Annotated in this window: 9 protein-coding genes, 1 other RNA gene and 1 pseudogene; 9 read left to right on the top strand and 2 right to left on the bottom strand. The window is 38.5% G+C overall.

From position 1 onward, the window contains the following. Window positions 1-93 precede the first annotated feature (93 nt). From RWO85_RS04745 to RWO85_RS04730, 4 genes and pseudogenes are all read left to right on the top strand, one after another. A complete protein-coding gene (locus tag RWO85_RS04745; RefSeq protein ID WP_314414349.1) occupies window positions 94-2,061 on the top strand; it encodes a peptide ABC transporter substrate-binding protein in 1,968 nt (655 codons plus the stop codon). A gap of 204 nt (window positions 2,062-2,265) precedes the next feature. Further along, complete coding sequence (locus RWO85_RS04740; RefSeq protein ID WP_314414347.1) at window positions 2,266-4,224, top strand: peptide ABC transporter substrate-binding protein; 1,959 nt, start codon at window positions 2,266-2,268, stop codon at window positions 4,222-4,224. 360 nt (window positions 4,225-4,584) lie between these two features. Then, a pseudogene (locus RWO85_RS04735) lies at window positions 4,585-5,181 on the top strand (NAD(P)-binding protein). A gap of 201 nt (window positions 5,182-5,382) precedes the next feature. Then, the gene (locus RWO85_RS04730; RefSeq protein ID WP_314414345.1) at window positions 5,383-7,362 is read left to right on the top strand and encodes a peptide ABC transporter substrate-binding protein; all 1,980 of its coding nucleotides are present in this window, start codon (window positions 5,383-5,385) and stop codon (window positions 7,360-7,362) included. A 141-nt stretch (window positions 7,363-7,503) separates the two neighbouring features. On the opposite strand, the gene pbp1a is transcribed toward RWO85_RS04730, so the two are convergent. Together pbp1a and recU are read right to left on the bottom strand one after the other, a co-directional pair. Further along, window positions 7,504-9,681, bottom strand: coding sequence for a penicillin-binding protein PBP1A (gene pbp1a / locus RWO85_RS04725; protein ID WP_314414343.1), 2,178 nt, complete (start codon window positions 9,679-9,681; stop codon window positions 7,504-7,506). Then, entirely contained in the window at window positions 9,678-10,274 is a 597-nt protein-coding gene (gene recU / locus RWO85_RS04720; protein WP_314414340.1) for a Holliday junction resolvase RecU, read from the bottom strand. The genes pbp1a and recU overlap by 4 nt, the downstream gene beginning before the upstream one ends. Before the next feature lie 66 nt (window positions 10,275-10,340). Between recU and RWO85_RS04715 the strand changes: the two genes are divergently transcribed. The 5 genes from RWO85_RS04715 to RWO85_RS04695 all read left to right on the top strand — a co-directional run bounded on the left by RWO85_RS04715 (window position 10,341) and on the right by RWO85_RS04695 (window position 14,342). Further along, window positions 10,341-10,868: a DUF1273 domain-containing protein gene (locus RWO85_RS04715; protein ID WP_314414339.1), complete on the top strand. Its 528-nt coding sequence runs from the start codon at window positions 10,341-10,343 to the stop codon at window positions 10,866-10,868. Window positions 10,869-10,940: 72 nt separating this feature from the next. Continuing rightward, entirely contained in the window at window positions 10,941-11,270 is a 330-nt protein-coding gene (gene gpsB, locus RWO85_RS04710; protein ID WP_314414338.1) for a cell division regulator GpsB, read from the top strand. Between the two features lie 20 nt (window positions 11,271-11,290). After that, window positions 11,291-11,672, top strand: an RNA gene (gene rnpB / locus RWO85_RS04705) — RNase P RNA component class B. 84 nt (window positions 11,673-11,756) lie between these two features. After that, a complete protein-coding gene (locus RWO85_RS04700) occupies window positions 11,757-12,914 on the top strand; it encodes a class I SAM-dependent RNA methyltransferase (RefSeq protein ID WP_314414337.1) in 1,158 nt (385 codons plus the stop codon). A gap of 12 nt (window positions 12,915-12,926) precedes the next feature. Then, window positions 12,927-14,342 (top strand): cell division site-positioning protein MapZ family protein, encoded by a 1,416-nt coding sequence (locus RWO85_RS04695; RefSeq protein ID WP_314414336.1) that lies wholly within the window; start codon window positions 12,927-12,929, stop codon window positions 14,340-14,342. Window position 14,343: the final 1 nt, after the last annotated feature.

The following is a 14,343-nucleotide window of genomic DNA, read 5'->3' as shown; positions in this document are numbered from 1 at the left end:
TTAGAATTTTCTAAAAAATCTGTCAAAAGCTCTTGCTTTTATAATAAAATAGAGTATAATGGTGGAAATACATATTATTAAAGGAGTTTGGTTATGAAATCTAAAAAGTGGATTTTAGGAGCAGGATTAACGATGAGTGCAGCCCTTCTTTTGGCAGCTTGTGGTAAAAGTGATAAGAAAGCAGATGCCCCGAGGAGCTTTTCTTATGTTTATGCAGTGGATCCGTCTTCTTTGGATTATAGCGTTACGAGTAAAAGTTCTACCTCTGACGTGATTGGTAATGTTGTTGATGGTCTTTTAGAGAATGATAAATATGGGAATCTTGTTCCGTCTTTAGCAGAAGATTGGACTGTTTCAACCGATGGTTTGACTTACACTTACAAACTTCGTAAGGGGGTGAAGTGGTATACTTCTGAAGGAGAGGAGTATGCAGAAGTTAAGGCGCAGGATTTTGTTACCGGTCTGAAACATGCAGCAGATGCTAAGTCAGATGGTCTTTCTTTGATTGAAAAATCAATCAAAGGGTTGGAGGCTTATGTTAGTGGTGAGACCAATGATTTTTCAACTGTAGGTGTTAAAGCTCTTGATGATTATACGGTAGAATATACCCTTAATAAACCAGAAAGTTTTTGGAACTCTAAAGTAACAACAGCAACCATGCTTCCTGTAAATGAAGAATTTTTGAATGCAACAGGTAAGGATTACGGAGCGCCAACCCCATCAAGTATTCTTTACAATGGTCCATATTTTTTGAAATCTTTGATTTCTAAATCTGTGATTGAATATGAAAAAAATCCTAACTATTGGGATAAGGAAAATGTCAAGATTGATAATGTAAAATTAACATTCTATGACGGATCAGATCAAGAATCCCTTATCCGTAGTTTCGCTACAGGAGCATATAATACAGCGAGACTTTTCCCAAATAGTTCAAGTTTTGCTTCTACCAAAGAGAAATATGGAGATCAGATTATTTATAGCCCTCAGGAAGCAACTAGTTATTACTTTACTTTTAACGTAAATCGTCAATCATATAATAAAACAGCCAAGACAGATGAAGGACAAAAGCTTTCTACAAAAGAAGCCATGCTGAATAAAAATTTCCGTCAAGCAATTAATTTTGCCTTCAATCGCCACGCCTATACGGCCCAATTAAACGGTGAAGAAGGTGCGGATAAGATTATTCGTAATAGTCTAGTGCCAGATAATTATGTTCAAGTAGCAGGAAAGACCTTCGGACAGTTGGCTCAGGATGAACTACTGAAATATGGAGAACAGTGGAAAGATGTGAGTCTCACAGATGGTAAGGATACAATTTACAATCCTACAAAGGCTAAATCTGCATTTGAAAAAGCGAAGTCAGAATTGCAAGCTAAGGGAGTAAGTTTTCCGATTCATTTGGATGTGCCAGTAGAACAGACAGATGTAGTTGCGGTTCAACAAACCAATTCGCTAAAACAATCAATTGAAGAAACGCTTGGAACGGAGAATGTCATTGTAGATGTTCTTCAAATGACAGACAATGAAAAGGAAAGTATCACTTCTCAAGCAAAAGTTCCAACGCAAAAAGACTATGATTTGAACGGAACAGGTTGGGGGCCAGATTACCAAGACCCAGCAACCTATCTCAATATTTTAGATGCTAAGAAGGGTTCTGCCTTGAAACATCTAGGTATAACAAAGGGCAAGGATCCTGAAGTGATGGCGAAAGTTGGCTTGGATGAATACAAGAAGCTCTTGGATGAAGCTGCCTCTGAGACCACTAATCTTGACAAACGTTATGAGAAATATGCTAAGGCTCAAGCTTGGGTAACAGATAGTTCTCTCCTTATTCCAGTGGCGTCTTCAGGAGGTTCTCCTATGGTAAGTCGTGCTGTACCATTTACTAAAGCTTATTCACAAGTTGGTATCAAAGGGGATCCATTTATTTTTAAAGGAATGGAACTTCAAAATGATATTGTTACAACTAAAGAGTATGAGGCAGCCCTCAAAAAATGGCAAAAGGAAAAACTAGAATCTAATGCTCAGTATCAAAAGGATTTAGAAAAACACGTAAAATGAGTCTAGGCTTGTTTTTACAAATAATTTTTAATCAATAAATCGCATAAACACAAGGGAAGACTGTATGTAAGACAGGATTCCTTTGTTTTTTTAATGCCTAGAGTTTATAAACTTCCATTCTAGAAATTCAATTAACTTTACAAATCCCCACTAATTTGGTAAAATAAACTTATGTTATAAAAACTAACATAAAGGAGAAAGAAGATGAATACAAAAAAGCGTGTCCTTAGTGCAGGCCTGACTGTTGCAGCTGCCCTGCTTTTAACTGCTTGCGGTCAATCAGGTTCAGATACAAAAACTTACTCATCAACCTTTAGTGGAAATCCAACTACATTTAACTATTTATTAGACTACTACGCCGATAATACATCGATTATCACCAACCTAGTTGATGGTTTGCTTGAAAATGACAATTATGGAAATCTAGTTCCATCTTTGGCAGAAGACTGGTCTGTTTCGAGCGACGGTCTGACTTATACCTACAAATTAAGAAAAGATGCCAAATGGTTCACAGCTGACGGTGAAGAGTACGCCCCAGTCAAGGCACAAGATTTTGTGACAGGTATCAAGTATGCAGTGGATAATAAATCACAGGCCATTGACTTGATTCAAAACTCGATCAAGGGTTTGAATGATTATATTACAGGAGCGGATTCTGACTTTTCTAAGGTTGGTGTGAAGGTCATTGATGACCAGACTGTTCAGTATACTTTGACACGCCCAGAGCCTTACTGGAATTCAAAAACAACCAACAGTATTCTTTTCCCAGTAAACGAAGAGTTTTTAAATTCAAAGGGGAAAGATTTTGGAACCCTATCTCCAGATAGCATTCTTTACAGTGGACCTTATTTGTTAAAAGATTTCACATCAAAATCATCAATCGAGTATGTGAAGAATCCGCATTACTATGATCATGACAAAGTATCAATTGAACATGTGAAATTGGCTTATTTTGATGGCTCAGATCAAGAATTGACTATCCGTAATTTTGAAAGTGGAGCCTATTCTATCGCTGGGGTTTATCCAAATAGTTCAAACTTTGCCAAGACCAAGGAGAAATATAAGGATAATATCGTCTATAGTTTGCAAGACAAGACTTCTTGGTACTTCAATTTCAACGTCAACCGTAAGGCTTACAATCACACTGCTAAAACGACAGATGAGCAGAAGAAGTCAACTGAGACAGCTGTCTTGAACAAAAACTTCCGTCAAGCAGTAAATTTTGCCTTGGACCGCGCAGCCTACTCTGCCCAGTCAAATGGGGAAGAAGCGGCTAGCAAGACCCTTCGGAATACCCTAGTGCCTCCTACATTTGTCCAAGTTGGAGACAAGACCTTTGGAGAAGTAGTCGCTTCTAAATTGCTCAACTATGGAATAGAGTGGGCAGGTATGAACCTAGCAGATGCGCAGGATGCCTATTTTAACAAAGAAAAAGCCCAAGCAAAATTTGCAGAAGCCAAAAAAGACTTGGCAAGTCAAGGTGTGACCTTCCCAATTCACTTGGATGTAGCTGTTGATCAGACGAATAAAAATGCTGTGACTGGTATGAATTCTGTGAAACAGACTCTTGAATCTCTTTTAGGTGCTGACAATCTTGTTATTGATGTTCAACAACTCTCTACAGATGAGTACAATAATGTAGCCTTCTTGGCTCCTACTCCCAATGCAAGAGATTATGATTTAAGTTTTGATGGTTGGGTAGCGGATTATCAGGATCCATCTACTTACCTCAATCCTTTCAATGCAGAGGATGGATTCTATCTCAAGATTTTTGGTCTAGATGCCAAGGAAGATAAAGCGAAGATTGCTAGCCTAGGTTTGGATACTTACACTAAAATGCTCAAAGATGCGGATAGTGAAAATAAAGATGTAGCTAAACGTTACGAGAAATATGCTGAAGCACAGGCTTGGATGATTGATAACTCTCTCATTATGTCAGCTATGTCAGGAGGTGGGACTGCTTCTGTGACAAAAGTGACACCATTTACAAGAGGATACTCATTGGTCGGTATCAAGGGGGACGGTTATAACTATAAGCATATGAAACTGCAAAAAGATACTGTTACGATCAAACAGTATGAAGAAGCCAAGACTAAATGGGAGCAAGAAAGCAAAAAAGCAATTGAAAAAGCTCAAAAAGAAGCAGAAAATCATGTTAAATAAGATAAACTAGTTTTTCCGAAAAGAAAATTATCCTATGAAGACAATCATCATTTTTTGATGCTTGTCTTTTTGATTTGACTTACTCATTATATTTGTAGCTGAAAAAATTATTGCTTTATGCTAGAATTGATTAGTATTTCTAGGCTTGTTGATACTATTTGAAAATCTATTCAAGACTATGTAAATATTGTCTTGCCGTCGTAAGTTTATTACTAACCTTATTAGTTTTGTATAAAACTTCAAAGTATTTTTTGACCTGGCTGTAGAGATCACTTTAGTTTGCTAGCTGGTTTTTACTCAGTATTATTTTAGGAATAAACTGATTGAAATTTAGTATGTTTTGAATTGAAGGAGTATCGTATCTACGATTATCTTGTTGTCGGTGCTGGTCTCTTTGGTGCAGTATTTGCCTATGAAGCAGCCTTAAAAGGAAAAAAGTAAAAGTCATTGAAAAACGAAATCATATCGCAGGAAATATTTATACCCGTGAAGAGGAAGGAATCCAAGTTCATCAATATGGTGCTCATATTTTCCATACTTCTGATAAGGAGATTTGGGATTATGTAAATCAGTTTGCAGAGCTTAACCGCTATACCAACTCTCCTGTTGAAATTATAAGGGAGAGATTTATAACCTTCCTTTTAATATAAATACCTTCAATAAACTTTGGGGAGTTGTAAGGCCAGCAGAAGCACAAGCTAAGATTGATGAGCAACGTGTGGTTTTAAATGGTAAAACTCCTGAACTAAAGAACATTCTAAAACATGGGAAAAAGGTGATGAGCCTTATTATCTAGTAAATAATGATTGGAATAATCATTTGTATAAATCGTATAAAAAATTGGCTGATGAGCAAGGGAATGTTATCTTTGGTGGTCGTTTAGGACACTATCGTTATTACGATATGCACCAAGTAATTGGAGCGGCTTTGCAGTGTGTAAGAAATGAGTTAGATTAAATAACTAAAACTGCGGATCAGTTGCTTTTTAGAAATATGATTGATCATTCCTTGACTACCTAATGTAGTTGAGGGGTTTTTGATATTATTCATATTTTTCTAATTAAATTGTTTAAAAAATAATTTTCAAAAATTCTGAAAATTCTGTTGATAAGGTTTGAAAAAGGGTCTATAATGGATAGAAAAGCAAAGGAGAAGTTTATGAAAACGAGAAAAGTATTGGCACTCGCAGGAGTTACCTTACTAGCAGCAGGTGTTCTAGCTGCATGTTCTGGTGGTTCTGTTACTAAAGGTGAGCAGACTTTTGCATTCACCTACGAGACACACCCAGATAATCTCAACTACTTAACAACTGGTAAGGCAGCGACTGCTGACATTACTAGTAATGTGATTGATGGATTGCTTGAAAATGATAAATACGGGAACCTTATTCCCTCAATGGCAGAGGACTGGTCAGTTTCTAAGGATGGCTTGACCTACACTTATAAGATTCGTCAGGATGCCAAGTGGTATACATCTGAGGGAGAAGAATATGCTCCTGTCAAGGCTCAGGATTTTGTGACAGGTCTTAAATATGCAACAGACAAGAAATCTGAAGCCCTTTACTTGGTACAGGATTCAATCAAAGGACTGGATGCCTATGCTAAAGGGGAAAATAAAGATTTCTCTCAAGTTGGAATTAAAGCCCTTGACGATCAAACAGTCCAATACACTTTGAACAAACCTGAAAGTTTTTGGAATTCTAAAACAACCATGGGTGTCTTGGCACCAGTTAATGAAGAGTTTTTGAACTCAAAAGGGGATGATTTTGCTAAAGCAACAGATCCAAGTAGTATCTTGTATAATGGTCCGTATTTGTTGAAATCCATTGTGACTAAATCTACTGTTGAATTTGCGAAGAATCCTAATTACTGGGATAAAGACAATGTTCATATTGACAAAGTTAAATTGTCATTCTGGGACGGTCAAGATACTAGTAAACCTGCAGAAAACTTTAAAGATGGTAGCCTTTCAGCAGCTCGTCTCTATCCAACAAGTGCAAGTTTCGCAGAACTTGAGAAAGAGATGAAGGACAATATTGTCTATACGCAACAGGACTCTACGACTTATGTAGTAGGGACAAACATCGACCGTCAGTCCTATAAATATACTTCTAAGACTAGCGAAGAACAAAAGACGTCTACTAAAAAGGCTCTCTTAAACAAGGATTTCCGCCAGGCTATTGCCTTTGGTTTTGATCGTACAGCCTATGCCTCTCAGCTAAATGGACAAACTGGAGCAAGCAAAATCTTACGTAATATCTTTGTTCCACCAACATTTGTTCAAGCAGATGGTAAAAACTTTGGCGATATGGTCAAAGAAAAATTGGTGACTTACGGGGATGAATGGAAGGATGTGAACCTTGCTGATGCTCAAGACGGTCTCTATAATCCAGAGAAAGCTAAAGCAGAATTTGCCAAAGCTAAGACTGCTCTTCAAGCTGAGGGTGTAACCTTCCCAATTCATCTAGATATGCCAGTTGACCAGACAGCAACTACAAAAGTTCAGCGTGTCCAATCTATGAAACAATCCTTGGAAGCGACTTTAGGAACTGATAATGTCATTATTGATATTCAACAATTGCAAAAAGATGAAGTGCTTAATGTTACTTTATTTGCACAAACTGCTGCTGGTGAGGATTGGGATATTTCTGATAACGTTGGATGGGGACCAGACTTTTCAGATCCATCAACTTATCTTGATATCATCAAGCCTTCTGTAGGGGAAAATACGAGAACTTACCTAGGATTTGATTCAGGAAAAGACAATGAGGCGGCTAAGAAGGTTGGTCTTAATGATTATGATAAAATGGTCAATGAAGCAGGGGAAGAAACTACAGATGTGACGAAACGGTATAACAAGTATGCTGCAGCTCAAGCTTGGCTAACAGATAGTGCCCTAGTCATTCCAACGACATCTCGTACAGGTCGTCCAATCTTGTCTAAAATGGTACCATTTACTTTACCTTTCTCTTTCTCAGGGAACAAGGGAACAAGCGATCCGCTCCGATACAAATATCTTGAACTTCAAGACAAGGCAGTCACTGCAGATGAATATCAAAAAGCGCAAGATAAATGGATGAAAGAAAAAGAAGAATCCAATAAAAAAGCGCAAGAAGAACTCGCAAAACATGTGAAATAGATCAAATAAGAAGTTAGTTTTTAGCTAACTTCTTTTGCTTTCTCGAAGATGAATTGATGACTACCTTCACTTTCAGAGATGATGAGGCTAATTTTTTGTAGAAAAAATCCTGAGCAGAACTGTGAACTCAGGATTTACTTTTTACTGTTGTGGTTGCTGTTGAACTGGTGGATTTTGCGGTGTTGGTTGTACTGGTTGGACGGTTTGACTAGTTTGTCCCTGATTAGGCTCAGTTACTGGAGCATTATTGGGTTGTTGACCAACCGTCGTATTTGCCTGTGTAGTTGAAGTTTCAGTTGTTGTGGAGGAATTCTCTACTGACTGTGTTTGTTGTGTAGCTGTAGTATTCCAAGTATTTCTTGCTCCGTTTTGGAAGACGAACTCTCCACTTCTGTATAAGCCCTCAGGCATTGTCCAATCTCCAGGGCGGTTATCTTCTGAGAGGTAGGTCATCATTGATCGATAGACTCTACCAGCTACGAGGAAACCATCTCCAATGATTGGAGTGAGACGATTTGAGTAACCTGTCCAAACAGCCATTGCATATTTGCGAGTATAACCTACAAACATTTCATCAGGAGCTACGTAGCCAGTGTTCTTGATATACTTTTCAATTTCGTCGTCAGTATAGTTAGAAGTACCTGTCTTACCTGCTTGTGGAAGCCATGGTAGGTAGGCACCACGTCCTGTTCCGTAGACTAATACAGTTTTCATCATTTCGGTCATCATATAGGCAGTGGTTTCTTTCATAGCTCGTGTACCAGCATCAGAAAATTCTTTTTCACTACCATCACTAAAGACGATTTTATTGATATACATTGGTTTGTGATAAATACCACCATTAGCAAAAGCTGCGTAGGCAGCGGCCATTTTTTCACTACTTGCACCATATTTTTTGTTGGATTCAGGTGTATTACTTGAAATGGCATTGGCATAGTGTATGCTTGGATAGTCAATACCTAATCCATTGAGGAAGGTTTTTGCTCTGTCTAAACCAACCTTATTAAGAGTTTCAACCGCTGTGACATTACGTGACTGTTGAAGTGCATACTGAATTGTAATATTTCCAAAGTAGCCATGGTCCCAGTTGTAGACGGGAATATCAGTACCAGGATAATTATAAGGAACGTCATGTACAATAGTTGCAGTAGAGTCATAAACTCCATACTCTAACGCGGGAGCATAGTCAGTGATGGGTTTCATAGTAGAACCCCAGTCACGGTTTGTTTCCACGGCTTGGTTAATGCCGAAAGATACATTACTTGATTGGTAACGGGCCCCTAACTGAGCAAGTACTTTACCATTTGTTACATCTACGATAGTGGATGCTACTTGGATTTCATCATCTGGGTAAGCAACATACTCATCTGTATTGTAAACATCCCAAAGTCTCTGTTGAACATTTTTGTCGACATTAGTATAGACTTCCATACCTGTGGTAAGAAGATTGTAGCCAGTTTCTTGTTTGACTTGGTCGATTACTTCTTTGAGGTAATTGTCCATATAGGCTGGATAACTATTGGCTGATTTTAAGCTCTGGAGACCATCGGTGATAGGAGTATTAATTGCTTTTTCATATTGTTCTGCACTGATGTAATTTTGGTCTTTCATTTCTGAAAGTACTAAATTACGACGTTCGAGAGCAGCTTCTGGATGGGAATAAGGATCATATTGGTTTGGTGCCTGAGGCATTCCAGCAAGGAGTGCTAACTGCGGCAAGCTTAATTCCTTCAAGTCTTTTCCATAGTAATTTTCGGCTGCGGTTTGCATCCCATAGTTACCGTTAGACATGTAGACTTTATTGATGTAATAGGTCAGAATTTCTTGCTTGGTTGCTTTTTGTTCTAGCTGAACTGCTAGCCAAGCTTCTTGAGCTTTACGTGATATGGTTTGGTCAGCAGTTGAAGTAGAAAAGTAAGTTAATTTAATCAATTGCTGGGTCAAGGTTGAAGCACCTTGGAGTCCCCCTTGTCCTTGGAGGTTTCGTAATGCAGCTCCTATGATACGAATAGTATCAACACCTCTATGATCAAAGAAACGGTGGTCTTCGATAGATACAATAGCTTTGACTAAATCAGTAGGGATTTCATTTGCTTGAGTATTTACGCGACGTTCCGCTCCAAGATCAGCAATCAATTCGTTCTTATTATCATAAATCTTGCTAGAGGTTGTCGCGACTAATTTACTTTCAGATAAGGTTGGAGCTTTGCTAACATAGTAGAGAAAAAGCCCTCCGCCTAGGACAACAGCTGCGATGACTATAGTTAAGAAGCCGATACTTACATACTTAGCTATTCGCAGGATAGTTTGTTTGTTCATCTTGTTTTACCACCTAGTAAATGTTCTTTGATAATATCGAGATAGGGAATTTGAGGGAAAGCACCTGGCTTCACTAAATATCCGTTTTCCCGAATATATCCAAGTGGCATTGATTTTTGACCCTTATCTTGATGATAAAAGCGAATCAAATCAAGTGCCGGCAACAAATAAGTTTCTTGTTGAGAAGAAAAATGAAGCAGTACGAAGCAAATACCCTGCTGTTCTAGAACTTGTTCCATATGTTGAATCTGGTGAAGATGAAAATTTTTCATTGGAATAGCATTCTTTTGTCGTGTTTCCTTGGCTTCAAAGTCAATGTAATGTCCTCTATATACGCCAGAGTAATCCGTTGTGGAAGCTTGTCTAAAATAGGCTTCTACAATTTTGGCTCGACTTCGTTGAGGATAGTCTACTCGAACAATCTGAACAGGCGTTGGTTTTTTATGGATAACGGCCATGCCATGTATTAGATAGTAGTCGTTAGTAGCGTTAATCATCTTTTCAAAAGTCATTCCTCGATTTGCGAAATTTTTTGGTTGAGAAATAGATGTTTGGCTTTTTTTTGATGAAATTTTATGAGGATAGTTGACCATATTTCTCCTTATTGGTACAATAACATCACTCTATTATACCATAAAAGTATAAAGAAAGGTGCAAAAATGACTACAGCTTTAATTATGGGCTATTCTAACTTCGATTTGGGTTTGTTTAACGAAAAGGATATCAGGTTAAAAGTTATAAAGAAAGCGATTCGAAGGGATTTAGAAAGTTTAGCAGAAGAGGGGCTTAAATGGCTGGTATTTACAGGGAATTTAGGATTTGAATCTTGGGTTCTCGATGTTGCAAATGAAATGAAAGACGAGTATGATTTTAGCCTAGCGACTATTTTTGATTTTGAAACACATGGGGAAAGTTGGAATGAAGCGAATCAGGTTAAACTTAGCCAATTTAAGCAGGTAGATTTTGTTAAATATGCCTATCCTAAGTATGAAAATATGGAACAACTGCGTGATTACCAACGATTTTTGCTGGAAAATACTGATTTAGCCTATTTTTTCTATGATCCAGAAAATGAGACAAAATTAAAATTTATGGACAACTTGATGACAAATCAGGAAGGCTATCGTATAAAAAGGTTAACCTTTGAAGACTTAAATGAGCTAGCAGAAAATTTTTCTGAAAAGTAAGCCTTTGACCTTGATTTTTGTTTGCCTTTTTTTATATAATAATACTATTAGAAATCGAGAATGGAGAGAGAGATGGCAAGTATTATTTTTACAGCAAAAGATATTTTTGAGCAAGAATTTGGACGTGAAGTTCGCGGGTATAGTAAGGTTGAAGTTGATGAATTTTTGGATGATGTCATCAAGGACTATGAAACGTATGCTGCTCTAGTCAAATCTCTCCGTCAAGAAATTGCTGAGTTAAAGGAAGAATTATCTCGTAAACCAAAACCTTCACCAGTTCAAGGCGAGCCTCTTGAAGTGGCAACTACAAGCTCTATGACGAATTTTGATATTTTGAAACGCTTGAATCGTCTTGAGAAAGAAGTATTTGGTAAACAAATTTTGGATAACTCTGATTTATAAGAGCTTATTTGAAAAGTGCAATTTTTGGATAATCGCGTGAGGAGAATTTCTTTTCATGAGGAAAGTCCATGCTAGCACAGGCTGTGATGCCTGTAGTGTTTGTGCTAGGCGAAACCATAAGCCTAGGGACGAGTAATCGTTACGGCAGTTGAAATGGCTAAGTCTTTTGATAGGTCAGAGTAGGCTTGAAAGTGCCACAGTGACGGAGTCTTTCTGGAAACGGAGAGAGTGGAACGCGGTAAACCCCTCAAGCTAGCAACCCAAATTTTGGTCGGGGCATGGAGTACACGGAAACGAACGTAGTACTCTGACTGCTATTAGCTCTATGCTGTTAGTGGTAGACAGATGATTATCGAAGGAAGTGGTCCTAGTCACTTCTGGAACAAAACATGGCTTATAGAAAATTGCATATAGGTTGGGGCTGAGAAATTTTCTCAACCTCATTTTTTAAAGTGGACATATAGAAAGGTCTTGCAAGACTGTAACATGAAAAAAGAATTTAATTTAATCGCTACTGCTGCAGCGGGTCTTGAGGCTGTCGTTGGTCGAGAAGTGCGAGAGTTGGGCTACGATTGTCAGGTTGAAAATGGACGTGTTCGTTTTCAAGGAGATGCAAAAGCCATCATCGAAACCAACCTTTGGCTTCGGGCAGCAGATCGTATTAAGATCATCGTTGGAATTTTCCCGGCTAAGACTTTTGAGGAGCTCTTTCAAGGAGTTTTTGCTCTAGATTGGGAACATTATTTACCGCTTGGAGCTCGGTTCCCAATTTCAAAAGCCAAATGTGTTAAATCTAAACTTCACAATGAGCCAAGTGTTCAGGCTATTTCTAAGAAAGCTGTTGTTAAGAAGTTGCAGAAACACTATGCCCGTCCAGAAGGTGTTCCTCTGATGGAGAATGGTCCTGAGTTTAAGATTGAGGTTTCTATTCTGAAAGACATAGCAACTGTCATGATTGATACGACAGGCTCCAGCCTCTTTAAACGTGGCTATCGTACCGAAAAAGGTGGCGCTCCTATTAAGGAAAATATGGCAGCAGCTATTTTGCAACTTTCTAACTGGTTCCCAGACAAGCCTCTGATTGATCCGACCTGTGGTTCAGGAACTTTCTGTATTGAGGCAGTTATGATTGCTAGAAAGATGGCGCCTGGTCTGCGCCGTTCCTTTGCATTTGAGGAATGGAACTGGATTAGCGATCGTTTGATTCAAGAGGTTCGCACAGAGGCAGCTAAGAAAGTGGATCGTGAGTTGGAACTAGATATTATGGGCTGTGATATTGATGCTCGCATGGTGGAAATTGCAAAGGCAAATGCCCAGGCAGCAGGGGTTGCAGGAGATATTACCTTTAAGCAGATGCGCGTGCAGGATTTGCGTTCTGATAAAATCAATGGAGTGATTATTTCCAATCCGCCTTATGGTGAACGTTTGTCAGATGATGAAGGGGTTACCAAGCTTTATGCTGAAATGGGGCAAGTATTTGCACCGCTGAAAACGTGGAGCAAATTTATCTTAACTAGTGATGAAGCTTTTGAGACCAAGTACGGTAGTCAAGCAGATAAGAAACGTAAATTATACAATGGTACCTTAAAAGTTGATTTGTATCAATATTTTGGTCAGCGTGTTAAACGCCAGGAAGTAAAGTAGGAAGGTAAACTCATGACTAAGAAGAGACGGAATCGTCATAAAGCGGAACATCAAGAAGCGCAATTTGATTTTGATGAAGCTAAAGAGCTAACAGTTGGAGAAGCCATGCGAAAAAATGAAGAGGTGGAAGCAGGTGTATTGCCTGGAGATTCTATCTTGGACAAGTATGTGAAACAACACAAGGATGAAATTGAGGCAGATAAGTTTGCGACCCGCCAATACAAAAAAGAGGAGTTAATCGAAAAAGAAGAGGTGGAGGTAGAGGAGACCCAGACTCTAGATAATTTGCTTCAAGAGCTCCGTGAGGAAACAGGAGTTCATTCTCCAGCTCCAGAAAATGAATTGAGTCAGTTTGATGATTTAGAATTAACACGAGTTTCAGAAGCTCCTCTTGTCGAAGAATTTGAGACAGAAGAAGTACAATTATTTGGAGAGGAAGAAGTTCCAACATTTTCTCGAGTAACGGATAGTGAAGATGAAAAAAGTAAGAAGAAATGGGTGTTTTATGGGGTTCTAGTAGCCTTATCGGTTCTTATCCTTGGAACTGCTTATTATGTTTATCGTCAAGTAGCTCGTTCGACCAAGGAAATCCAGACTTCTCAATCAACCACAAACTCGCAGGCAGAAGTGGAAGAATTTAATAATTTATACGATGGCTTCTATACAGATAGCAACAAAACGGCTTTGAAAAATAGCCAGTTTGATAAACTGAGTCAACTTAAGACACTGCTTGATAAACTGGAAGGTAGTCGTGAATATACGCTTGCCAAATCTAAGTATGATAGTCTAGCAACGCAAATCAAGGCTATTCAAGATGTCAATGCACAATTTGAGAAACCAGCTATTGTGGATGGTGTCTTGGATACCAATGCCAAAGCCAAATCGAATGCTAAATTTACAGATATTAAAACTGGGAATACGGAGCTTGATAAAGTGCTAGATAAGGCTATCAGTCTTGGTAAGAGCCAGCAAACAAGTATTTCAAACTCAAGTTCAAGTCAAACTAGCAGTTCAAACTCTAATCAAGCCAGCTCAAATACTACTAGTGAGACCAGTCCAAGTAGCTCAAATGCGGCCTCAACTGAGACTAGAAGTTCTCGTAGTGAAGTCAATATGGGTGTATCAAGTGCAGGAGTTGCTGTTCAAAGAGGAGCGAGTCGTGTTTCTTATAACCAGTCTGCTATTGATGATAGCAATAACTCTGCTTGGGATTTCGAGGATGGTGTCTTGGAACAAATTCTAGCAACTTCACGCTCACGTGGTTATATCACTGGCAACCAATATATCCTTGAACGTGTCAATATCGTTAATGGCAATGGTTATTACAACCTCTACAAGCCAGATGGAACCTATCTATTTACCCTTAACTGTAAGACAGGATACTTTGTTGGAAATGGTTCTGGACATGCGGATGACTTGGACTACTAAG

This window comes from uncultured Streptococcus sp., assembly GCF_963521865.1.
Taxonomy (GTDB): Bacteria; Bacillota; Bacilli; order Lactobacillales; family Streptococcaceae; genus Streptococcus.
The sequence above is the reverse complement of the archived record's forward strand: the minus strand, read 5'-3'. Positions and strand labels throughout refer to the sequence as shown.

What these genes read in the sequence shown, in the direction of transcription:
- RWO85_RS04740 (WP_314414347.1), top strand. Translation starts at nt 2,266, where the DNA reads ATGAATACAAAAAAGCGTGTCCTTAGTGCAGGCCTGACTGTTGCAGCT.
- RWO85_RS04700 (WP_314414337.1), top strand. Translation starts at nt 11,757, where the DNA reads ATGAAAAAAGAATTTAATTTAATCGCTACTGCTGCAGCGGGTCTTGAG.
- recU (WP_314414340.1), bottom strand. Translation starts at nt 10,274, where the DNA reads ATGGTCAACTATCCTCATAAAATTTCATCAAAAAAAAGCCAAACATCT.
- RWO85_RS04730 (WP_314414345.1), top strand. Translation starts at nt 5,383, where the DNA reads ATGAAAACGAGAAAAGTATTGGCACTCGCAGGAGTTACCTTACTAGCA.
- RWO85_RS04715 (WP_314414339.1), top strand. Translation starts at nt 10,341, where the DNA reads ATGACTACAGCTTTAATTATGGGCTATTCTAACTTCGATTTGGGTTTG.
- pbp1a (WP_314414343.1), bottom strand. Translation starts at nt 9,681, where the DNA reads ATGAACAAACAAACTATCCTGCGAATAGCTAAGTATGTAAGTATCGGC.
- RWO85_RS04695 (WP_314414336.1), top strand. Translation starts at nt 12,927, where the DNA reads ATGACTAAGAAGAGACGGAATCGTCATAAAGCGGAACATCAAGAAGCG.
- gpsB (WP_314414338.1), top strand. Translation starts at nt 10,941, where the DNA reads ATGGCAAGTATTATTTTTACAGCAAAAGATATTTTTGAGCAAGAATTT.
- RWO85_RS04745 (WP_314414349.1), top strand. Translation starts at nt 94, where the DNA reads ATGAAATCTAAAAAGTGGATTTTAGGAGCAGGATTAACGATGAGTGCA.